Origin of the sequence: Paenibacillus gansuensis (genome assembly GCF_042684925.1) — a bacterium.
GTDB lineage: Bacteria > Bacillota > Bacilli > Paenibacillales > DY6 > Paenibacillus_N > Paenibacillus_N gansuensis.
Genome location: NZ_JBHUME010000005.1, coordinates 323,463 through 346,241, shown reverse-complemented (window position 1 = coordinate 346,241; position 22,779 = coordinate 323,463). Strand labels below are relative to the sequence as shown.

Here is a 22,779-nt window from a genome sequence, read left to right as displayed (position 1 = left end):
TAACCTGGTACTAAGACTAACTCTCAGTACCTATTATAATCGATTTGCCGGAAAAGGGAAATGAATCGGCTGCGGCTTACATCCCTATTTGCTTGCCGTCAACGGCCGACATGGCTTCGCCAAGAATTTCGGACAGGGTCGGATGCGGATGGATGGTGCCGGCAACTTCCCATGGCGCTGCATCCAGCACCTGGGCCAAGGCGGCTTCCGAAATATAATCCGTCACATGCGGACCGATCATATGGACGCCGAGAATATCATCGGTTTCCTTGTCCGCGATCACCTTGACGAAACCGTCTGATTCCCCGTATACCAAAGCCTTCCCGATGGCGGAAAAAGGAAATTTCCCGATTTTCAGCTGACGGCCGTTCTCTTGGGCCTGCGCCTGCGTCCAGCCGACGGATGCGATCTCCGGCCGGGTATAAATGCAGCGTGGAACCCGGTGTGCGCTTATCGGGTGGATTTTCTGGCCCGCTAAGTGCTCAACTGCTGTAATCCCCTCATGGCTGGCTGCATGGGCCAGCTGCAGCCCGCCGATGACATCCCCGATCGCGTAAATATGCGGTTCTGTCGTCTGCATGGATTCATTGACCTTAATCACGCCGTTCACGAGTTTAATATCCGTATTTTCAATGCCGATATTCTCCACATTTGCTTCCCTGCCGACCGACACCAACACTTTTTCCGCGGCAAGCTCTTTGGTTTCGCCTTTATAGGCGGCTTGAAGGAAGACTCTGTCCGCATCTTTCCGTACACTTCCCGTATCCACAACAGCGCCCGTCAGTACAGTTATCCCGCGTTTCTTAAGCAGCCGTTCCAGCTCCCGGGATATATCCTCGTCCTCCTGCGGCACCAGCCTAGGCGAAGCCTCTACCAGCGTCACCTCGCTGCCGAAATCATTCAGCATGGAGGCCCATTCGACGCCGATGACCCCTCCGCCTACGATCATGATCGATTTGGGAACTTCAGTCAGTTCCAGCGCTTCCTCACTGGAAAGCACCAGCCGGCCGTCAGGCTCAAGTCCGGGGAGCACTCTCGGACGCGACCCCGTAGCGATTATTAAATTGACAGGTACGATCGTCTCCATCTCCCCGTCTTCCAGCTCAACGGCAACAGCCCCGCTTTTCGGAGAGAAGATAGACGGCCCGATCACTCTGCCCCTGCCGCGGATCACGTCGATTTTATGCTTGCCCATTAAATATTGCACGCCTTTATGCAGCTGGGCCACGATGCCCTCCTTGCGGTCCTGGACTTTCGCGAAATTGAGGGACAACCCCGCCGCGTCAATCCCGTACTCGGCACTTTTGTTCATGGTGGCATACACTTCGGCACTGCGAAGCAGCGCTTTGCTCGGAATACAGCCGCGGTGAAGGCAGGTGCCCCCAAGCTTGTCCTTTTCGACAATGGCAACAGTTTTGCCCAGCTGGGCGGCACGAATTGCTGCGACGTACCCTCCGGTTCCGCCTCCTAGAATTACTACGTCATATGTTTTGGTCATAGCTATGTACCTCCGGTTACTAAATCTATATGTAAGCTGCAAATTTGCTAGAATGCATGTGTGTTCCTATTGTACCCTTTTTGGAAAGGCTGGACTACAAGGCACTTGGAAATGGACACGTACAAGGGAACGAGGTATGATGAAACAAAGCGCTTCATTGATACCAGAAAGGATTTCTACCCTATGAAACTGAAATTTTACCGTTTTATCGCCATCCTGATTCTCGTGGTCCCCGGCGTGCTGGCTACTATCGGCTTTCTGCATATGAAGGATGCGCTGTTCCTGTATTTTTCCCAATTTGGAGATCAGGAGGCAAACCCGGACTTCCGCTGGGGCAAAATGATTCTCGGCCTTATCGAATTCGCCGTCGGCATCGGATTTATCGGTGGCTGGATTTTCTTCCGCGACCGGAAACGGAATTATGTGGCTCCCCGCTTCAAAGCGAAGCGCAGAAACCGCCCTGGAGCATAGCGCTACCCCAATCTTACTATACCGGGAAATCAATCTTCTAGTGATAACTGTCATATTTCCGCCAAAAAATAGAGGTGAAACGGCTTCAAGCCGCTTCACCTCTTTGCAGTTCATACCCTATACGCGTCAGGCTGAAGCTGTTCGGCCATCTCATACAAATGCTGCGGAACTTCCGCAAGAAACGGGGAAAGCCCTCCCGGCGTGCATAGTTCCAGCCGGTGCATCGCCCTTGTACAAGCAGTGTAAAACAATTTCCGCAGAGACTCAATGCCGTATTCTTCGGCTGAAGCGTCGTATATCAGAACGCCATCAAACTCCACGCCTTTGGCCAAGTAGGCCGGGATCACGACCGTTCCCTTCGGCAGAGACTGCGTAGCTTTGGTTACCAGCGCAAGCTCTTGCGCCCCCGCTTCACTTAGTGCGTCGTATACGAGCTTGCTGGCAGCCGCCGTTTTGCAGATAACGGCGACCGAGCCGAACCCCTCCGCGCGCAGCCCGGCTGCCCGCTCCGCAACCATGGCCGCATAGGCCTTGGGATCAGCCGGTCCACGCACTATGAGCGGCTTGCCGCCGCTGCGGTTGAACGGCTCAATCTCCTCGCCTCCCCGGACCATCGCGCTCGTGAATTCCACAATCTCGCGCGTAGAACGGTAACTCCGCGTCAGGCGGATCCGCTCCGTCCCGGCTTCGCCGTACAGCGACGAAACGGTCTGCTCGTCGCGGAAAGCTGCGGCGGCGGCATGGATCGCCTGGTTGAAATCCCCTACCGCGGTCATGCGGGCCCACGGGAACAGCCTGTGCAGAAACTCGAATTGGAACACGGTGTAATCCTGCGCCTCGTCAATAAGCACATGACGCACGCCGCCGTTCATGCGGAAGCCTTCCGTCAGCTCTTTCAAGTAAAGGTACGGCGCTGCATCTTCATAGCAAAGGCGCTTGTCATCCAGCCGGCTCAGTGTATATTTGCAGATCCCCTGCCATTCCTCCGGAAGGCCCGCCTCTTTCGTCAGCGCTCCCATCAGCTCATTGCCGTCAAACAACTGGCGGTACAGTGCAGTGACATGAACAAACCGTAAATGACGGACTCTGGTACGCAGCTTCCGAAATTGTTCGTCCACCACCATCCTGCGCAGCAGCAGCTCTTCTTCTTCAGAATCATGAAGCTCCGAGCGGTTCCGTTTCCGCGCATTCCGCATCCGGATGTACGCTTTCTGGTATTTTTCATGATCGAGATAATTCAGTTCCTCCTGTACCCAAGCCTCCTCCGTCTCCTGCTCCATGAATTCCTTCAGCCGTTCCAGAAGCCACTCCTTCATCAGTTCCACCCGGTTCGGGAGGCGGAACGATGGTCCGTACGAGTAGAATTTCGCTGCCATTTCCTCCCCGGAAACCAGCGTGCGCCCGCGGAACCGCAGCGGCCGGAACTGCATGCCTTCGCTTTCCAGACGCTCCTTGTAAGACTGCAGAACATTCAGAAACAAAGAGGAAGATTTGAAACGGATACCGCTCATTCTAGCCTTGTAGCCCGGATCCTCCCCGGCGGAAAGCTCATATTCAAGCTGATCGTACGGATCTTCTACTGTAAATTCCGGCTCCAGACGGCGTCCCAAATAATCCTGAAACGTCGTCTGCCGGATATTGTCTTCCCCCAGTTCCGGCAAAACCGCCGATACATAGCTGTTAAACATCGGATTCGGCGAGAACAGCACCATCTGGTCCGCCTTCAGCGTATTTCTGTATTTATAGAGAAGGTAGGCTACGCGCTGCATAACCGCGGACGTTTTGCCGCTGCCCGCCGCCCCTTCGACAATCAGCATCCGGCTGCTGTCGTTGCGGATGATCCGGTTTTGTTCCCGCTGGATGGTCGCCACAATACTTTTCATTTGCTCGTTGGCGCCTTTGCCCAGCACCTGCTGCAAAATCTCATCCCCGATCGTCAAGCCCGTATCGAACATGAAACGGATGTCCCCGTCCCGGATAATGAACTGGCGTTTCAGCTCCATTTCCCCGGTGACGGTGCCTCCCGGCGTTTCGTAAGCGGCCGGCCCCGGCCCGTAATCGTAATAGAGGCTGGCCACCGGGGTGCGCCAGTCATACACCAGGAACGTTCCGTCTTCTTCATCCAGAAAAGAAGCCGTTCCAATATACACCTGCTGCAGACCCTCCTGCTCCTCGGCAAAATCAATCCGGGCAAAATAAGGTGCAGGCAGCAGCCTCTTCATTTTGTCAAGAAGCTTATGCGCACTTTGGTGGCTCCGTTCTCTTTCGGACAGCAGCTCAGACTGCTGCTTCAAACTCGCATGCGTTTCGATCACATCGTCAGGGTGGCTCAGGTTGACCGTTACCTCATCCCAAAAATGTCTGCGGATGTCCACTACTTCGCCTTTCAAGTCCAGCACATCAGGCTCCGTCGCCGCGATTCCCTCCCGAAGCTTGGCCCTTACCCTGTCTACCCGTTCCTGCTCCTTGCGTTCTTCCTTTGTCCGGTTTGACATGCAAACAACCTCCCCGTCCTTGTTTCACCTAAATTTTCTACATATGACTTGACAACCGTATTCGGATGATGATATCATAATTGTAGAAACATATGAGATGATGTTTTATTTATGCGCAAACTTTATACATAAATTGAAACCTCATTGTATCACTGTACCTACAGTTATGCAACATATACATAATAAAATCCTTTTAAAATGCACAGATCTACTCTGTCCGTTTTAAAGGGATTTTTTTCGTTCCGATAAGCTGAAGTCTAAACGAGGTCATTCCTGCCGGGAGGTCTGCCTTATAACGGTCTTCCCCACCGGTCGAGCCAGCGAAGCACAGGGCGGCGTTCAATCCAGACGGATAACGAAATCCGCTCTGCAGCTGCATGCAGTGCCAAAAGCGCAAGCGCCCATGCGGCAAGCACACCAGTCGGCGCTGTCAGGGCACAAGCGGAGCCGACGGCAAAACCAAGGCTGTTTGCGCCAGTGTCCCCGAGCATTAACCGTCCCTGAAGATCCGGCCGGAACAGCAGCAGAGCCCCGGCCAAAGCCGGCAGCTGCGCAACCAGTGCCATTCTCGTCTCGGCTGTAAAGGCAAGCAGAATCAATAGAAGCATTACGTAGCTTTTGATGGCCCGCCCGGGGCGCAAATCCAATAAATTGACCGTATTGGTGCTAAGCACGATCACACCCCAGCCCAGCAGAATGCGAACCATGGATCCGCCTCCGAAACAGGCGGTTGCTAAAGCCAGTATACAGGTGCCTGCCGCTTTAAGCATGCCTGTGGTTACGATTCCCCGTTTCCGGTATTCCCGAAAATGCCCTCGAAGCCCTTTGATCTCGCGGTCTCCGGCCGTATCGTCCAGCCAGCCGATCAAAGCTACGCCTGCCGACGCAGATGTGTAGGCCTGCAGCCATGGCAGGCGATCCGCCGGAAGCAAGCTGAATGCAGGAACATACTTGTCCCATAAAGGCAGCGTCAATCCGTACAAAAGCGTCAAGACAGCAACTAGAACGCCTGCTGCCGTCGGGATCTGCTCCTGCCGGTAGTTGAGCCGGACGATGCCGTGTCCGCTCAAAAACGCGGCAGTTCGCGGCAGGAGCCACCGGCCGGACGATGCCGTTAAAGCCCCTGCCCCGATCAGGGTCAGGGTGCCGTGCGCGACGGAAACAGCCATTTGTGAACCAGCGTCCTTCCTACGGAGATGAACTGCCGGCCGCGGTGGCAGAAGCCGCGGAAGTCCCGGCCCGTTTCGCGGTGCCGAAACGGGACCTCGACTTCACGGATGCGGTAGCCGGCGCGGGCCGCATCGATGGTGAGGCCGACTTCGATGCCGAACCTGCGGGCCAGCTTCGGCGCGCCGCTGAGCACTTCGCGGCGCAGCGCGCGCTGTCCCGAAAGCGGAGCAGCCGCGCTGTAGCCGCTGAGCGCGCGGATCCCGAAGCGCGCCAGGCCTTTGACCAGGCCGAAGCCGCCGCGGCGCTTCGGCGCAGGAAGCCGGGCGACGGCCATATCGGCGTCGCCGCTCAGCACGGGCGCAAGCAGCACCGGCAGATGCCGTGCGCTTGCTTCCAGATCGGCATCCAGGAACACCAGGATGCCGCCGAGGGCATGGCCGGCGCCGAGCTCGAGCGCCGCACCTTTGCCCAGGTTCACTGGGCTGACCAGTACCCGGTCCGCCCAGGGGAGCGCCTCGCTGAACGTGTCGTCGCTGCTCCCGTCGTCGACGACGAGCAGCTCATCCCACAGCGGCGGCGTCCCAGCTTCCGCTCCGCTTCGGATCGCATGCAGCTCCCGGAGCGTATTTCCGATGCGTCCGGCTTCATTCCAGGCCGGAATAATGATGGAAACGGTGCGTTCCATGCGCAGCTCCCTCCAATCCCTGCCGGCCTGCTGCCGGTGCGGCCGCCGTCAACGGATTCCACCACAGCGCTGCCGCTGCCGCAATGCCCAACAGAAGACTGGTGCCTGTTTTTGCCAAAAACCTCCAACCCCGCATTGGCCGCCCCCGTCCTGCAGGGGCATGCCTTACCTTGGTTCCTGCCAGGACAGATATGCCCCTGGCATCGATAATCCTGGCCCCCGCCTTGATGCGGACCAGAACCGAACCTGCCATGCCGCGGCGGCCTTTCTCCAGGTAATCGGCCATCCCGATATGGCTGCCGACCGTAATAATGGGATTCGCTCCTGCTTCATAAGCGGCAAGCAGCGCTACATCCTCGCTGGTTCCCGGCGAAGCAAGAATTGCCGCCTCAAGTCCCAGTTCCCTTACTCTCTCCCATCCGGGCGACCGCCCGTCCGGATAGGCGTGAACCAAAAGCTGTGCACCGGAGGCTAACGCCTTGTCCGACACACTGTCCATATCCCCGGCAATGAATTGCGGACGCCAACCCTGGTCCAACAGCGCATCCGCCCCGCCGTCCACACCGATCAAGACCGGTCTCTCTTTTTCAATGTAGACCCTAAGTACAGCCAAGTCCTCTTTATAGCGGCTGCCTCTTGCCACTACTACAGCAGGACGCCCTTCCATACACGAACATGCTTCCGGCAGCTGCATAGGCTGAAGCACGAACGACGATTCCGCTTCGGCATACCTAAGCGTATTGCCGATAAAGCCTTTCAGCATGGCGGGCTCATTGGCTTTGGCCTGAACAAGCTTCGCGGCAAGCCGCTCCTCCGTAAACGGAACCAGCCGTATTCGCACCTGCGGCGCTTCCAACACGCCATCTTGTATGCATACCCGCGTCCCGGAAGCATTTTGCTCCTGACCGCAGGCAGCCGCCAACGTCCCGAAGCAGTCCCCCGGGGCCTCAAAAACCGGGATTCCTGCACGCAGCAGCACTCCCGCTCCCTGCGCCGGATAGTGGCCGCTCATCGTCTCCGCACAGTTGACGACTGCGCAAACCCCTGCTTCCAGCAATCCTGCAGCTGCAGTTTCATCCAGATCGGTATGCATCAGGACTGCAATATCCCCCTGCCTCAGGAACGAAAGCAGGTGTTTCGTTACTTTTCCCGCTTTGGCAATTCCTGCAAGGCTCCTTGCTCCCCCGCCCCCGTCCAGCCTAGTCATCACTCCGCACACTCCCTGTCATTGATACAGCTAGTATCGGCACCCCCCTGTGAAAATATTCCATAGCATATTTCCGCTTTTGGACTTGCATAAGTTTCGTTGGTTCGCATAAAATAGGAACATATATTCGTATTTTGGCGGTGAACTTAATGCCTGACCCGAATCAACGCCCAGCCTGGCCTACCGAAGAGGAGCAGGGTATGGTCAAGGAATTTCTGCTGCTGCCTATGGTTCTTACCGTGTTTGAGCGCGATACGAAAATCATTGCCAGCCATGTCAAGACTAAGGCTCCGTACGAACAGGCTCTCCAGCTCGCAATGGACCGGGTGACGGCCAATTTAGCCGAACTTAAGCGGGAGTTCCGCCAGAGAGGCATCAAAGTGTTCGACAGCGAGCGGACTGCAAGCGGCGTGCATTGCAAATATCTGTGCAGAGGTTATGAGAATCAGTTTGACATGATGTGGCTGTACATCCGGGCCGAGGTTGAACTCAGAATGAAGCATTATCTGGGTGCCCACCTGAAAGCTTATTTGACACTCAAGAAACGTTAGGTACTCCAGAGACAGTCCTCAGGCCGCTTGCCGGGGAGGAAGCAGACGTACTTGGTTCCGCTAAGCTTGTGCATCCAGCCCCGTTCAGTGTAACTGAAGCGGCAGCACAATATCGGTTCTACCCTGTTCATCCCTTCTTCGCGGACGGTTTCCAGGCGCTTTAGCATGCCGAGCAGCTTTTCTGCCTCGGGACCGTCAATCCCTTGCTCCACCCACGCTACCGGTTTATAGCGGACCGTACGGAAGTGGAGTCCAAGCATCAACGCGAACCCGGGCGCTGTCCGGTAACCGAGAATGATTCCGTCCACCATGCGTTCATGATGCAGCCGGCGCCAGTCCGGGGAGCGCATGCCCGGAACATAGAGCGAGCTCTTCTTTTTGCCGATGATCCCTTCCCATTTCTGTTCCTTCGTAAATTGCAGCAAGCCGGTTCCGCTGCCTTCCGACACTGGCGAAAGGACCAAGTTGGCGCCTGTCCCTGCCGTTTCCGCCAACCGTTCTTTACGCAAGGCAAGCGTTTCCTGCATCATGTCCCTTCCATCGTACAGCAGGTCGAACACAACCAGCGTCAGCGGATGGGTCCTGGACGCCTGCCTGATGCTGTCGCTTCGGCTGATTCGCAGCCTGTAGGCTGCATCGTCATAGTCCGGTCTGTTCCCGCGCAGACACACCGCCTCACCGTCCAGTACCGCATTGCGGATGCTGATCGACTGTGCCCACTTTTCCAGTTCGGTGAGCTTTTCGCCGATCTCTTCTCCGGTTAAAGAATAGGCCTTCACGTTCAGCCCTGTTTTATGGATCTGAACCCGGAATCCGTCCCATTTAGGCTCATAAATCCAGCCGGGATCGTTCAATAGAGACAAGCCTTTCTCTGCTTTCATCGGTGCAATCCACTTCATAATTCCGGCCTCCGCTGGCATGAATCCCTTTTTTTGTAATATATATTACTTTCCCCGCAAAAAAACATTGAAACCTTCCATGATGTTCTCTATACTAATCTAGCATTATTTATTACCAAAATTAGGAGGAAGTAACTATGAAGTTAGGCATCAAGAAACTTTACTTAGCGATTACCTTGCTTATTCTGGCAGCTTTGACTGCGTGTCAGGCTATCGGGGGTATCGACTTGAATCAGGTGCTTTTGGACAATACAACCGTTTCTTCCGCCGAAGGCAAGCAATCGGTATCATGGGTGCTGGAAACCGATCCGAACGCTGAGCTTACTGCTCAGGAACGACGCGGATTGGAGCTGCTCGGATCCGGTTCCCTGGACATACATACTTATAAAGTACAGGACGAGAACCACGCTTCGGTAAAAGGATCGCTGACACTGGGATCCAAGACCATCCCCTGGGAAATGTATATGGATGAGAAACAATACAGTTTTAAGGTCGAAGGGCATTCCAAACTGATCACTTTCCCCGCAGAGGAAGCTGCCGAGCTCGGCACGAACGGCCTGGAGCGGGATAAAGAGTTTCGGGATAAAATCATGAGCACGCTGATCCGGAACCTGCCGAATCCGAAGAACACGAGCTTTGCACTGAATCAGAAAGAGGTTATTAACGGCGAAGAAGTGAACCTCACGAAGATCTCCATGGATATTAAGGGTTCCGATCTGCATGAAGTGCTAATCGATTTTGCCGGCAACCTTCTTAAAGACCAGAACAACATTCGCTCCATTATATCGTTCTTCTTTGAAAGCTTGGAGGAAGCGGATGCGGATGCCGTTCGTGAAGAGGTGGACGCTGCTATGGATGAATTCCACAACTTCATGTCCGAGTTCAAAGAAGATATGAGCAACGACGACCAGATGATTTACAAAATACTGAACAACCGCCATAATTCTTTCAAACTTGAGTTCGGTATAGATTCCGCCATGAAGATTCGCCAAAACCGTATGGAAATGTACTACCGTATACCGAAAATACCGGGGGAAGTCGATCTCCCCATCCGATCTGTCAAAATCGTAAGTACAAGCGAAATGTCCAAACAGAACGGGGCAATTACACCTGATCAGGCAGCGGCGGGAATCCAGACAATGGATGCGGAAAGCATTACGAGCCCCCGCACCTTTATCGCTCAGCTGGACTCCAAGTCCGCCCTGTATGATATTATGAAGAATGATTTGAAGCTCGCACAGCGCAACGGCGAATTTTACATTTCCGATACGGACCTGTCCCTGCCTTCCGAAGCGTATAACGCGTACGGCCAGCCTTACGTCAAGAAAGGTTCCGTTATGATCGGTGCCAAATTGTTAGCCGAGCAGATGGAATACAGTTTCATCTGGGATGCCGGCAATAAGAAACTAACCTTGAAAGACAACGGACGCTACATTCAACTGAAAGTCGGCTCCAAATCGGCGGTGGTGAACGGTAAACCTGCCGCCCTGCCTTATGCTCCTCATGTAATCAACAATGTGCTTTATGTACCGGCGAAGCCTGTAGCTTCCGCTTTACGTACATCCCTTTCTATTGAGGATAACGAAGATTTCGGAACGGTGATCCTTTTCACTGCTGAATAAAGCCAAAAAAAGCTGCCACGGTTTTTACCGGGCAGCTTTTTTCATTTCAAACGGCGCGCTCCTTCACTCACTTAATCCAAATTCCAGCTGTCAACTGTTTCATAGGCCGTATTGTAATCGTATCCTAAACCCATCAAATAGGAGACGGCGGCTACTTCTGTCATAGCCTGATCATATCCTCTTGCTTCCGCTTCGTTTAAGCCGTAGGAAATGAGCGGTTGGACTTCTTGGATCACGCTATACCGATTAACGGGCGGGTAAGACATGTAAGGCGAGCCGTAGCCGGATGGTGCATACGGCATGATGGAAGGCATAGTACCCATTCCGTAAGGTGTGCCCATATACGGGTTCATTGGATAAGGTACGCCCGGGTTGAAAGCAGGCATTTCGACGTTAGGCCCCAAAGGCAGTGTCTGTCCTTTGTAAGCCGGGGATATATTGCCTTTGCTAGCAGGACCGGTATATGCCGGAGACACGTTGCCTTTACTAGCAGGACCGGTATATGCCGGAGACACGTTGCCTTTACTAGCAGGACCGGTATATGCCGGAGACACGTTGCCTTTGCTAGCAGGACCCATATATGCCGGAGACACGTTGCCTTTGCTAGCAGGACCGGTATATGCCGGAGACACGTTGCCTTTGCTAGCAGGACCCGTATATGCCGGAGACACGTTGCCTTTGCTAGCAGGGCCCATATATGCCGGAGACACGTTGCCTTTGCTAGCAGGACCGGTATATGCCGGAGACACGTTACCTTTGCTAGCAGGACCCGTATATGCCGGGGATACGTTGCCTTTGGTTGCAGGTCCGGTATATGCCGGGGATATGTTGCCTTTGGTTGCTGGACCAGTATACGCAGGAGAGACTAACCCCTTGTTTGCAGGTCCGGTGTATGCTGGCGATACCATCCCTTTCGTTGCTGGCGACACCATCCCTTTCGAAGCAGGAGCCATATTGCCTATGCCTGCAGGCATGACAGCGCCAAGATTCACTGGCGGCAGCATTGCCGGAGACACCAGATTCTGGTTCACAGGCGGCAGCGTGGCCGGGGATACCAAATTCGGATTCACCGGCGGCAATGTTGCCGGGGATACCAGATTCGGGTTCACAGGCGGCAGCGTGGCGGGAGAAACCAGATTCGGATTCATTGGAGGCAGCGTTGCCGGAGAAACCAAATTCGGATTCATCGGAGTCATTGTTGCCGGAGAAACCAGATTCGGATTCATCGGAGGCATCGTTACCGGTGATACCAGATTTTTATTCATCGGAGGCAGCGTTGCCGGCGAAATAGCTGCTGTAGGTACCTGAATCGGCTTAGGCATCGGCATTGGAGCCGCGGATGTCATCGGCATTTGTTTATTCAGATGTTCCATTGTTCCGGAACCGTGTGTTTTTACATTCACGTCCGCTTTTTTCGTTGTTTCCATTTTCATGGTGGTTTCCGCTTTTTTCGTTGTTTCCATTTTCATCGTAGTCTCTGCTTTTTTCGTTGTTTCAGCTTTTATAGCTGTAGTTTCTTGTTTCGGAGGAGCTGGCTTTACTACGGGAGCTGTTGGCGTTTTTACACCTGTAGGCGCCTTAACTCCCGGCTTCATCGGCTTTTTTTCCATTCCAAAATCTCTCCTTATACAATAGGCTTCTATAACGTATGCATCAGCCCAGCAATAGGAGCTTGACCCTTGAGAAACTGATTATTTTTTATTTAGATGTTTGTCGATTTATGCAATAATAGAAGGGAATGACAGTTTATAGGTACCGCAGGAAAGGATTGTTAGATTTTGTTCAAGACCATCTTATTACAGGAACTGCATGGTTTAATGTATTTTATGAGCGCCGCCTTGCTATACCTTGTCATAACACCTACCAGACTTTACACAACCCGCAAACGGCAGTGGTTATTCATTGCCATCTTAGCCGTCCTCAGTTATTTCTATCTCTTCTATGAGGATATTCGACCGGAAATTTACGTGCTTCACCTGATCCCGGTATGTGTAGGCTTCACTGTACTGTACGAGGGCCGCTGGCCGGCAATTTGTACTTGGGCTGCATTCAATTTCGGCAACTCGCTGATTTTACATAATGAGATTCTCCCGGTGATTTCAGCAACCACGGTCATGCTCGCCGTCGGTCTTGCTTTTCAAAAGAAATATACCAGCGCTTCCGATGTAAGCAAATATTTCGTTTCGGTCGGCATCTTGACACTATACTTACTGATGGTTTCCCTAATGAATCCGTCCATTATCGATGACGTTCCCTTTTTTCTTCTAACGGTTGCCGGCTCGTATCTATCCACGCTGCTGACAACATTCCTGTATGCTAACGTAAAGCGCCAGGAGATTGTGAAAGAGAAACTGATTCACGCCGAGAAGTACCATCTGATCGGTCAGCTTGCAGCCTCCATCTCCCATGAAATCAGGAATCCGCTAACCATATCCAGAGGTTTTATGCAAATGATGCGTAAGCCCAGTCTGGAAGAATCGGAAATTCAGCGTTACGTAGCACTTTCGTTGGAAGGCATCGACCAGGCAAACTCGATCATTACCGATTATTTGAATTTTGCCAAACCGAATATTGACGTGTGTGAGCCGCTGGATTTGAACCAGGAGATCCGGTCCGCCCTTCCCTTCGTATCCTCTCTGGCAGCACTTTCCAATGTAGAAATTGTGTTACAATCCAGGGAAGAAACGCCTGTCATCATCATGGGTGATTCCAAAAAGCTGCGCCAATGCCTTCTGAATTTAACGAAAAATGCAATTGAGGCTATGCCTGACGGAGGCCGCCTTACCATCGAAACACTGAAAAGCCATGAAGGTGTTGAATTACATGTGAAGGATACGGGAATCGGTATGTTTAAAGACCAGTTAAAATCCGCAGGACTCCCATTTTATACTACGAAGGAAAAAGGTACGGGACTAGGCTTGATGGTGGTCACTTCTATGTTGAAAACGATGAACGGGCGGATTTCATTTGACAGTAAGCCGAATCAGGGAACACAGTGCAGAATTGTTTTCCGTCAAACAGGATCATCGGGGAAATCAGCTTCTTCTTCTATTACAATGTAAAAGGAACCGCCTGTAGCGGTTCCATTTTTTTATAGATATGAAACAGGAGTATGCTCAGCGGCGGCCGCGTGGACGATCAGCCGATGCGAACCTGCGTGTACAGGATGGCAGGTAATCAATGTTAAGAATCTTCCGGAAGCAGGCTGCTGCAAGACCGAGGTTTCCTCCGGTTCGATGATTTCCGTTCCGCTCGCTTCGTAGGTGTAAGTTGTTCCGCTGGCTTTCACTTAAATCACATCCCCTTTCTTTCAATTCAATGTCTGCCTTGTTTATTTGGTAAACGGTTTATCCCACAGTTAAACACATTTGTTCAAACCAATGGCCATAGAGAATAAAAAAACCACTCTCCAAAGGGTTTCATTCCCTGTTGAAAAGTGGTATTTATCCTTACTCACTCAAAGCCCCTAACCCTCTCAAGACACCTTGTGCTCAATACGCAGCTTGTCGGCGACCATGGCGATGAACTCGCTGTTCGTCGGCTTAGATTTGCTGATATTGATCGTATAGCCGAACAGGTGTGAAATGCTGTCGATGTTGCCTCGCGTCCAGGCTACTTCAATGGCATGTCGGATGGCGCGCTCCACTCGGGATGGAGTTGTCTTAAACTTCTCGGCAATGGCCGGGTACAATGTCTTCGTAATAGCACCCAGTATTTCGATATTGTTATATACCATCGTGATTGCTTCGCGTAAATACTGATATCCTTTAATATGCGCAGGAACGCCGATTTCATGTATGATGCTCGTAATATTGGCATCCAGATTTTTGCCTTTGCCGAGCGGAACCACATTGGATTTCAATCCCCCGCTGATCAGCGAAGACGTAGGCGCGGAGGAAGCCGTCATAGCTGCAGCTTGGCCTTGTACCAGCTGCCGGATCCGGTTCGTCAGAATCTCCATATCGAACGGCTTCAATATGTAATAGGAGGCTCCCAGCTGTACTGCCTTCTGCGTGATGTTCTCCTGTCCAAAAGCGGTCAGCATGATGATCTTGGGCTGTGGTGACATATTCAATTCCCGAAGCTTTTCAAGGACGCCCAAACCGTCCAAATGAGGCATAATAATATCCAGAATCAGCACATCCGGTGTTTTTCTGGCCTGCTTCATGTAACGCAGCACCTCTTCACCGTTATAAGCTACACCTGCTATTTCCATATCTTCTTGCTCGGCAATGTATTCGGACAAAAGGTTGGTGAATTCTCGGTTGTCATCAGCTAAAAGAACTTGAATCTTTTGCAATGTCTGGATCCTCCTTCATGGGCTTCGAAAATGTGAGTGTTGCCTTTCTATTTCCGTAAGTTAAGGGATTCGACAAAGCCGATCAAATTCCTTCTGTCGAAAATTATTTTTCTTTATTTTTTTACGGCATTACATTATAATTAATAATTTATCTTATATTCCAACAGGATTCTTCAGAAGCCAACTTTATTCGACAAAAAAGAAAAATCTCAAGGCAGCTAACTCGCCTCAAGATTCATCACTGGTTTCATCATTACTCCCGCGTCCTGCAGCATCCATTCAATAAAACAGCCGTAACCGGATGTAGGATCATTCACAAATACATGGGTTACTGCACCAACAAGCTTTCCGTTCTGGATAATCGGACTTCCGCTCATCCCCTGCACGATACCGCCTGTTTTTTCAATCAGCCGGGGATCCGTGATCCGAATGACCATACCTTTGGTTGCTGCGTAGCGCTGTTTAGCGACATGAACGATTTGGATCTGATACTTCTCAACGGTTTGACCGTTCACCACTGTCAAAATCTCCGCCGGACCTTCTTTTACATCTTCCGCAAAAGCTACAGGAAGCGCCTCTTTCATCGCACCATGATCCGGAAACTCCGTCATTTTTCCGAAAATGCCGAAATGTGTGTTTTTCTCAATGTTGCCTAACACCTTTCCGTCCCGAAACAAAGTAGCGCGTTTCTCTCCAGGTTCCCCGTTGGAGCTTTTGTCGATGGACGTAACTGTAGAATGAACCACTTGGCCTTCACCGACTTCAATCGGCGTTTGGGTATCCATATCCGTAATTACATGCCCCAACGCACCATATACGCCTTGATCCGGAGCATAAAAAGTTAACGTTCCTACACCTGCAGCAGAATCCCGAATGTACAATCCGAGCCGGTAAGCTTGATCTTCCTGATCCAATGCCGGTTTAATTTGCGTTGTAATCATTTGTCCATTGCGTTTGAGAGTAAGCTTCAGCTTTTTGCCTTCGCGACCTGCCTTCTCTACAACCTCCGCCACTTTTGCTACATCGTTGATGTAGATGCCGTCAATGGCTGTAATAAGATCTCCTAACATAACGCCCGCTTCTTCTCCAGGGGAAATTTTGCGGCTGGCATTCTCCTGCACCAAATGATGCCCGACCACCAAAATACCGGCTGATCTGATTTTCACTCCGATCGTTTGGCCGCCGGGAATCACCTTCAAATCCGGGACAACATTGACTTCAACGGTTTTTAGAGGAATGGTACCGAATAATTTCAACTTCATGTGCGTTTGCCCTGCCCGTTGAGTTTGGAGGTTCAGCGGCTGCTTCAAATTTACTTGGAATGAAGTCCGGGAAGTTCCATTCACGGCAAGCACTTCCGGATGATCCATCGTAATTTGGGCTGTCACCGGCATGGGCAGGTTCAACATCTTACGTTCTCCTGTAAACATCCGCAGTTTCTCGGGAAAAGAGGCAAAGTTCTGGAAAGGAGAGGTGGTGCTGAATAAACAAACGATAAAGACCAGAAGCAAGCCTAACAGCCGTTTGCATTTGATGGAGTTCAACTTAAGGTCACGCTCCCTTATCTTCTCTTCGCTTGACGAGAAACATCAGGTCGCCAATTGCGTACCTATAAGGTAACCCCCCACCAAATGTTTTATTACTGTTAAACCTTATCGCGGTTTCCTTACATCACGCTTAATTTCTTACTTTCTGCCATGGAAAGCATCTCGTCCGCATGGTGAAGAGTGGTTTCGGTAACTTCAACTCCGCCCAGCATCCTGGCCAGCTCCTGTACTCTTCCGTTATGATCCAACTGTTCGACTTGGGTAGCCGTGCGCTCATGTTCCACCGTTTTTCGGATTTCATAATGAAGGTCGGCCATACAGGCCACTTGAGGCAGGTGGGTTATAGAGAATACTTGGCAGCTGTCCGAGAGGGCGGACATTTTCTCTGCGATGGCTTGGGCAGCACGGCCGCTGACTCCGGTATCCACTTCATCAAACACAAGAACCGGGATTCGGTCCACTTTGGCAAAAATGGATTTCATCGCAAGCATAATACGGGACATTTCTCCGCCTGATGCAATTTTACTTAAAGATTTCAAAGGCTCGCCCGGGTTTGGAGAAATCATAAACTCGGCCGTATCGAATCCTTCCTTCGTGAAGCGCAGCATCTGCCCGCCAACTTCCCAGCCGCGGGGATCCGTTACTTTACTTAGCTCCACCTTCAGAACCGTCCTCCCCATTTGGAGATCTTTAAGTTCCGTTTCGATTTCACCGGCCAGCTTTTCAGCCGCCTGATGTCTCAGATCGGAAAGAATGGACGCCGTTCTTACCGTTTCCGCAAGCTGCTCATCAGCGATATGCTGCAGCTGCTGGATCCGCTCGTCTTTATTTTCAACCAGTTGGACTTCCGCTTCGATCTTATGCAAATAGGCGAGAATTTCTTCCACATTATCCCCGTATTTACGTCTAAAGGATGAAAGCAAATCCAGCCTTTGTTCGATTTCATCTAGCCTGTCCGGATTGAATTCCACTTCGTCCCGGTAGTCTCTTAATTGGAAAGCAGCATCCTCTAACTGAAAATAGGCGGTTTGTACCTGTTCCAAAAGCGGTTCAAGGGCTGCCTTATCATAGCTTGCGATCTCTTCAATTTTGGTGATGGCTTTACGAACGGAATCCAACCCCCGGCTTGTGCCGTATAAAAGATCGTAGCTGTCGGTAACGGACTGAGCCATCTTCTCCGCATTCGATAGTTTCCGCTTCTCTTCGGCTAATAATTCATCCTCACCCGGTTTTAGCTTGGCAGCTGCAATTTCCTCCATTTGAAAACGGTATAAATCCATCATCTGCAGCGCCTGTTTACTTGTTTCCTGCAGGTCCCTGAGTTCTTTCAAGGTATTTGTATAGGCGTAATATGCATGTTGATATTCCTCTTTAGCCTTACTGATGTTTTCTTCACCGTACAGGTCCAGCCATTTGAGATGCTGCTCCGATTTTAATAAAGACTGGTGCTCATGCTGTCCATGGATATTCACGAGAGTTTCGCCGACTTCACGAAGCATGGTCTGGTTAACAAGTTGTCCGTTCACACGGCTGGCGCTTTTGCCTTGAGCGGTGACTTCCCGGCGAATAATCAAATGTTCCGAAGCATCCCCCTCGATCCCCTGCTCCTTGAGAACATTCCATACCGGATGTTCCTCTTCCAAATCAAACATCGCTTCAATTTCTGCCTTCTCGCTGCCGTAACGAACCAGGTCGGCCGAACTTCGCCCGCCGATAATCAGGCTGAGGGCATCGATGATAATCGATTTCCCTGCACCGGTTTCCCCTGTCAACACATGAAATCCTTTTCCAAAGCTGACGTGAATGCGTTCGATGACCGCCAAATTTTTAATAGAAATTTCGACTAACATAGAGCACCATCCTCACCCATGAACTAAGCACTGCTTATTAAGAGATCAAATCAAGAATCTGATCCACTGTCTCTTTACATTGTTCTTTTGTTTTGCAGATGACCAAAATCGTATCATCCCCGCTGATCGTCCCCATGACGCCCGGCCATTCCAGGTTATCCACCTGAGCAGCTATGGCATTGGCGGTTCCCGGCAGACTTTTCATAACGATCATATTTTCTGTGTAATCAATGGAAAGAAAGTTATCGGCCAGCGCCCGCTTCAATTTCTGAACCGGATTAAATTTCTGCTCAGCAGGCAGCGAATATTTATAACGGCCGTCAGCAGCTGGCACCTTGATTAAATGCATTTCTTTAATATCTCGGGAGATCGTCGCCTGTGTCACGTTTAATCCAGCTTTGCTTAGTTCCGCAGCCAGCTCGTCCTGGGTTTCAATCTCTCCGCCCAATATAATTTCCCGAATTTTCATATGCCGCTGTGTCTTCATTCCAACCTCCTGGAAGTGTACCTTACTCCAAATCCACTGTGAATTTCACTACACGGAGCGTTCCCGCATCCGTATCTATATAGATTACCCCGCTCATATCGCCATACAACAGCTGATAGATGAGTAGACTGTCCCTTAACCCAGAGCCCGTCAGTTCGACAGGCATCCGGCTTCTGGCTACCTTAACGGCGAACAGTTCATCATCTTTGCGGACAAAATAGTCGATAAACAGCCGGCTTTCCAACTGCTGGGCATCCATTTGAATCTCAATCGGAATTCGTTTCTTTCCATGTATAATCTCATAACCTGTATCCGTTAACAAGGATGCGGCTTCGCCGTCAGGTTCGTAGCTGTCGTAATCCACAGGTACGGCGGGTTTTTCGGGTTCATCAAGCCATGTGTTAAATCTCCGGTAGAGCCCGTAAATAATCAGCATGACAAGCAGGACCATCACGAACAATTCTCCGTTAATCCCCATACGATCACCTCAGCATACGTATTCGCGCGGGCGAAGACGAATTCCTTCTACGGCGGAAGAAGCTCATCCGGCGTAGGATGAGCTTCTATGACTGCTGTTGTCGTATGCTGATGGGCTTGGCCGTAAAAGTCGCGTGAGCTGACTTTACCGTTTGCTGAATAATAGCGTCATAGGGTGGAGATACGGATGTTTCCGTCCCCCCCAAAGTCCAATGCGCCAAAAACTCTACATTGCCTTCGCCGCCGGTAATTGGCGAAAAGGTAAGATCCTGCAGCTGAAAGCCGATCGAATCCGCAAAAGCCAGTACCGTCTCCAACACTTCCTGATGCACCTTCGCTTCCCTTACTACACCGTGTTTGCCCACTTTCTCCCGTCCAGCTTCGAACTGGGGCTTAATGAGCGCAGCAACATGAGCGGCAGGGCTGCCGGCAAGAAGCTCCTTGAGCGTAGGTAAAATAAGCCTGAGAGAAATAAAGGAAACATCAATAGACGCCATGTTCGGCTGCGGGCCAATTAAATCTTCCGGCTTCAAATAACGAAAATTGGTTTTCTCCATAACTTTGACCTGCTCGTGACTGCGAAGGGACCAGTCAAGCTGATTCGAACCGACGTCAATTGCATAAACAAAAGACGCTCCATGTTGAAGGGCGCAGTCCGTGAACCCGCCGGTCGATGATCCGATATCCAGCATAACAGCATCTTTCATCGGAAGATGGAACTCGCGGATCGCTTTCTCCAGCTTCAAGCCGCCTCTGCTGACATAAGGATGCAGAGCACCCTTCACACGGATGGGCAAATCACGGGAAACTTTCATCCCGGCTTTCTCCATCCGTTCCTCCGCTACGAAAACAAGGCCAGCCATAATGGCGGCCTTTGCTTTCTCCCTGCTTTCATAATATCCCTGCTCTACGAGGAGCACGTCCAAACGTTCTTTTCCTGCTGACATAACTAACTCCCTTGCCTTAAGCGCGTTGACGATGTTTCGGCATCAGGTTGCGGACTTCCGCAGCAATGTGCTCCGCATCTAAGCCTACTTCTGCACGCTGCTCTTTCACGCTTCCGTGCTCCACGAAGTAGTCCGGTACGCCCATATTCTTCACTTTCATATCCCAAATATTCCGCTCTGAGTAAAATTCCAATACAGCGCTGCCGAAACCGCCGCGTTCGGAAGCCTCTTCTACCGTGACGATCGGCATATTCTCTTTGGCCAGCTGCAGGAGCATAGCCTCATCTAGCGGCTTAATAAACCGGGCATTAATTACGCGTGTGGGAATGCCCTCCCTTTTCAGCTGCTCTGCAGCCATCTCGGCCAGCTCCAGCATAGGTCCGACCGCCAGAATGGCTGCTTTGGGGCTCGGGCTGTCTATAACGGTTTCCCACTTGCCGATCGGCAAAGCACTCATTCGTTCGTCAATCTCAACGCCGCGCGCATTTACACGAGGGTAACGGATAGCGATAGGACCGTCATTATATTGGACCGCCGTGTACATCATGTTGCGAAGCTCGTTCTCATCCTTCGGCATCATGATGACAATGTTCGGAATGTGGCGGAGGAATGCGATATCGTATACACCATGATGCGTTTCACCGTCAGCACCGACGAATCCGGCACGGTCGATAGCAAAGATGACGTTCAGGTTCATGCGGCAAATGTCATGTAAAGTCTGATCATAAGCCCGTTGCAGGAAGGTAGAATAAACCGCAAACACCGGCTTGAGCCCTTCCAAAGCAACGGCTGCACACATCGTTGCCGCATGTTCTTCCGCTATGCCGACGTCAATCATACGGTCTGGAAATTTCGCTGCGAATTTAAGAAGGCCGGATCCCCCCGGCATTGCCGGCGTGACTGCCAGAATACGCTTGTCCTGTTCAGCCAGCTCCATTAAAGCATTTCCGAATATTTCGGTATACATCGGATGGCCGACGGCTTTCACCATCTGACCCGACTCAATCTTGTAGGAGGAAGCTCCATGCCAAGTATGCGAATCCAGCTCAGCAGGCTCATACCCCTTGCCCTTGCGGGTTATGACATGAACCAGCACCGGGCCTTTCACTTTATCAGCCTGCCTGAACGTTTCCAGCAGCAGCGGAAGGTTGTGTCCGTCGACCGGGCCGATATAATTAAAGCCCAGTTCTTCAAACAGAACACCGGAGACAACCATATACTTCAAGCTGTCTTTCACTTTCTCAGCCGTCTTGGCAAGCGTTCCTCCGATGGATGGAATCTTCTTCAACAGGCCTTCCAATTCGTTCTTCGCCTTCTTATAATTCTTGTCAGACCTAATGCGGCTCAAGTAATTATGGATGGCACCAACGTTAGGAGCGATCGACATTTCGTTATCATTCAATACAACCATGAGATCTTTCTTCTCATGGCCGATATGATTCATCGCTTCCAGAGCCATTCCGCCGGTCATCGCACCGTCCCCGATCACGGCGATGACTTTGTTGCTTTCACCTTTCAAATCGCGCGCTAAAGCCATACCCATCGCCGCGGATAAGGAGGTGCTGCTGTGGCCTGCTTCCCATACGTCGTGGACACTTTCATTCCGTTTAATAAAACCGGACATGCCGTTATGCTTGCGCAGCGTGTCAAACCGGTCCTTGCGGCCGGTCAGGATTTTATGTACATAGGATTGGTGTCCCACGTCGAAAATAAACTTATCTACGGGGCTGTTGTACAAGTAATGCAGCGCTACGGTCAACTCCACAATCCCCAGGTTCGAGGAAAGATGGCCTCCGGTTACAGACAGCTTCTCAATGAGAAACGTACGAATCTCCTGCGATAACCGTTCCAATTCTTCCGTCGTAAGGTGCTTCATATCCCCCGGCTGATTAATCTGATCGAGCAGCACGCTTGTTTCCCCGCTTTCCGTTCTTGGATTTGCTTTTCTTGCTGTTAAATACGCGTATCCCTAGATTTTGTTCCAATATATGAAAGAATTTGCCGATGGACAGCACAATTTCAGTAGAATAATGGATTGCAAATGACTTGCCCATTGCTTTCCCTCCTACCGTAAAGGCAGAAACCAATCCGGCAAAAACAACGCTTACTACAGTAGATAGTGCTGAATTTTCCGCATTCACCGAAATCATCAATTTCAAGACGACTAAAGCGGTTGCTGTGCCGCTGATGACACCGCAAATATCTCCGATCACGTCGTTACAGAAATTGCTGAACCGGTCAGCGTTGCGAACGATGCCGATCGCCTGGCGCGCACCCTTTACTTTCTCGGATGCCATGGCGTGAAAAGGCGTTTCGCTTGCCGCCGCAGCGGATAATCCCATCACATCGAAAACAATGCCGACTAGAATCAGCAGGAACACGATCAACATCCCGATGCTCCATGCCGCATCCTCCAGCAATGCCGTTGAAGCTATGGAGAAAATGCATGCCAGCAGGAAAGATACCCCGGCAATAAAAATGCTCCATTTCGACGAGTGGGCCAGTGAAAATTTCATTAGTTCCTTAACTCCTGTCGTCTTGCAACTCTATCCATAATTTTATAGGGTTTTGAG

The 22,779-nt window shown here is 51.3% G+C and carries 20 protein-coding genes; 4 read left to right on the top strand and 16 right to left on the bottom strand.

What is annotated here, in order from left to right; genetic code table 11:
- Window positions 1-76: 76 nt before the first annotated feature.
- Window positions 77-1,498, bottom strand: coding sequence for a dihydrolipoyl dehydrogenase (gene lpdA, locus ACFSUF_RS05640; protein ID WP_377600975.1), 1,422 nt, complete (start codon window positions 1,496-1,498; stop codon window positions 77-79).
- Between the two features lie 183 nt (window positions 1,499-1,681).
- Here lpdA and ACFSUF_RS05635 point away from each other — a divergent pair, with 183 nt between their 5' ends.
- Complete coding sequence (locus ACFSUF_RS05635) at window positions 1,682-1,969, top strand: DUF2627 domain-containing protein (protein ID WP_377600973.1); 288 nt, start codon at window positions 1,682-1,684, stop codon at window positions 1,967-1,969.
- 110 nt (window positions 1,970-2,079) lie between these two features.
- Here the strand turns inward: ACFSUF_RS05635 and helD are convergent, their stop codons facing one another.
- The 4 genes from helD to steA form a co-directional block, all read right to left on the bottom strand.
- Complete coding sequence (gene helD, locus ACFSUF_RS05630; protein ID WP_377600972.1) at window positions 2,080-4,464, bottom strand: RNA polymerase recycling motor HelD; 2,385 nt, start codon at window positions 4,462-4,464, stop codon at window positions 2,080-2,082.
- A gap of 290 nt (window positions 4,465-4,754) precedes the next feature.
- Entirely contained in the window at window positions 4,755-5,633 is an 879-nt protein-coding gene (locus tag ACFSUF_RS05625; RefSeq protein ID WP_377600970.1) for a hypothetical protein, read from the bottom strand.
- The gene (locus tag ACFSUF_RS05620) at window positions 5,603-6,319 is read right to left on the bottom strand and encodes a glycosyltransferase family 2 protein (RefSeq protein WP_377600968.1); all 717 of its coding nucleotides are present in this window, start codon (window positions 6,317-6,319) and stop codon (window positions 5,603-5,605) included. The genes ACFSUF_RS05625 and ACFSUF_RS05620 overlap by 31 nt, the downstream gene beginning before the upstream one ends.
- Window positions 6,279-7,526 carry a putative cytokinetic ring protein SteA gene (gene steA, locus ACFSUF_RS05615; protein ID WP_377601750.1) on the bottom strand — a complete coding sequence of 416 codons (1,248 nt, stop codon included), beginning with the start codon at window positions 7,524-7,526 and terminating at the stop codon, window positions 6,279-6,281. Before steA ends, ACFSUF_RS05620 begins: the two co-directional genes overlap by 41 nt.
- A gap of 200 nt (window positions 7,527-7,726) precedes the next feature.
- On the opposite strand from steA, the gene ACFSUF_RS05610 reads away from it, so the two are divergent.
- Complete coding sequence (locus tag ACFSUF_RS05610) at window positions 7,727-8,077, top strand: hypothetical protein (RefSeq protein ID WP_377600966.1); 351 nt, start codon at window positions 7,727-7,729, stop codon at window positions 8,075-8,077.
- On the opposite strand, the gene ACFSUF_RS05605 is transcribed toward ACFSUF_RS05610, so the two are convergent.
- Window positions 8,074-8,976, bottom strand: a complete 903-nt coding sequence (locus ACFSUF_RS05605; protein ID WP_377600964.1) for an ATP-dependent DNA ligase — start codon at window positions 8,974-8,976, stop codon at window positions 8,074-8,076. The two genes, ACFSUF_RS05610 and ACFSUF_RS05605, sit on opposite strands and share 4 nt — an antisense overlap.
- Before the next feature lie 137 nt (window positions 8,977-9,113).
- On the opposite strand from ACFSUF_RS05605, the gene ACFSUF_RS05600 reads away from it, so the two are divergent.
- Window positions 9,114-10,598: a copper amine oxidase N-terminal domain-containing protein gene (locus tag ACFSUF_RS05600; protein ID WP_377600962.1), complete on the top strand. Its 1,485-nt coding sequence runs from the start codon at window positions 9,114-9,116 to the stop codon at window positions 10,596-10,598.
- A gap of 71 nt (window positions 10,599-10,669) precedes the next feature.
- Here the strand turns inward: ACFSUF_RS05600 and ACFSUF_RS05595 are convergent, their stop codons facing one another.
- Window positions 10,670-12,208: a hypothetical protein gene (locus ACFSUF_RS05595; RefSeq protein WP_377600960.1), complete on the bottom strand. Its 1,539-nt coding sequence runs from the start codon at window positions 12,206-12,208 to the stop codon at window positions 10,670-10,672.
- 168 nt (window positions 12,209-12,376) lie between these two features.
- On the opposite strand from ACFSUF_RS05595, the gene ACFSUF_RS05590 reads away from it, so the two are divergent.
- Complete coding sequence (locus ACFSUF_RS05590) at window positions 12,377-13,660, top strand: ATP-binding protein (RefSeq protein ID WP_377600958.1); 1,284 nt, start codon at window positions 12,377-12,379, stop codon at window positions 13,658-13,660.
- A gap of 29 nt (window positions 13,661-13,689) precedes the next feature.
- On the opposite strand, the gene ACFSUF_RS05585 is transcribed toward ACFSUF_RS05590, so the two are convergent.
- The 9 genes from ACFSUF_RS05585 to ACFSUF_RS05545 form a co-directional block, all read right to left on the bottom strand.
- Window positions 13,690-13,887, bottom strand: a complete 198-nt coding sequence (locus ACFSUF_RS05585) for a sortase domain-containing protein (protein WP_377600956.1) — start codon at window positions 13,885-13,887, stop codon at window positions 13,690-13,692.
- Between the two features lie 186 nt (window positions 13,888-14,073).
- Window positions 14,074-14,898 (bottom strand): sporulation transcription factor Spo0A, encoded by an 825-nt coding sequence (gene spo0A / locus ACFSUF_RS05580; protein ID WP_377600954.1) that lies wholly within the window; start codon window positions 14,896-14,898, stop codon window positions 14,074-14,076.
- 218 nt (window positions 14,899-15,116) lie between these two features.
- Window positions 15,117-16,442 carry a SpoIVB peptidase gene (gene spoIVB, locus ACFSUF_RS05575; protein ID WP_377600952.1) on the bottom strand — a complete coding sequence of 442 codons (1,326 nt, stop codon included), beginning with the start codon at window positions 16,440-16,442 and terminating at the stop codon, window positions 15,117-15,119.
- A gap of 122 nt (window positions 16,443-16,564) precedes the next feature.
- Window positions 16,565-18,295 carry a DNA repair protein RecN gene (gene recN, locus ACFSUF_RS05570; protein WP_377600950.1) on the bottom strand — a complete coding sequence of 577 codons (1,731 nt, stop codon included), beginning with the start codon at window positions 18,293-18,295 and terminating at the stop codon, window positions 16,565-16,567.
- Between the two features lie 37 nt (window positions 18,296-18,332).
- Window positions 18,333-18,782 carry a transcriptional regulator AhrC/ArgR gene (gene ahrC / locus ACFSUF_RS05565; RefSeq protein ID WP_377600947.1) on the bottom strand — a complete coding sequence of 150 codons (450 nt, stop codon included), beginning with the start codon at window positions 18,780-18,782 and terminating at the stop codon, window positions 18,333-18,335.
- 22 nt (window positions 18,783-18,804) lie between these two features.
- A complete protein-coding gene (locus ACFSUF_RS05560) occupies window positions 18,805-19,260 on the bottom strand; it encodes a hypothetical protein (protein WP_377600944.1) in 456 nt (151 codons plus the stop codon).
- A gap of 85 nt (window positions 19,261-19,345) precedes the next feature.
- Window positions 19,346-20,206 carry a TlyA family RNA methyltransferase gene (locus ACFSUF_RS05555; protein ID WP_377600943.1) on the bottom strand — a complete coding sequence of 287 codons (861 nt, stop codon included), beginning with the start codon at window positions 20,204-20,206 and terminating at the stop codon, window positions 19,346-19,348.
- Between the two features lie 16 nt (window positions 20,207-20,222).
- Window positions 20,223-22,115 (bottom strand): 1-deoxy-D-xylulose-5-phosphate synthase, encoded by a 1,893-nt coding sequence (dxs, locus tag ACFSUF_RS05550; RefSeq protein WP_377600941.1) that lies wholly within the window; start codon window positions 22,113-22,115, stop codon window positions 20,223-20,225.
- Window positions 22,096-22,722 carry a hypothetical protein gene (locus ACFSUF_RS05545; RefSeq protein WP_377600939.1) on the bottom strand — a complete coding sequence of 209 codons (627 nt, stop codon included), beginning with the start codon at window positions 22,720-22,722 and terminating at the stop codon, window positions 22,096-22,098. Before ACFSUF_RS05545 ends, dxs begins: the two co-directional genes overlap by 20 nt.
- Window positions 22,723-22,779: the final 57 nt, after the last annotated feature.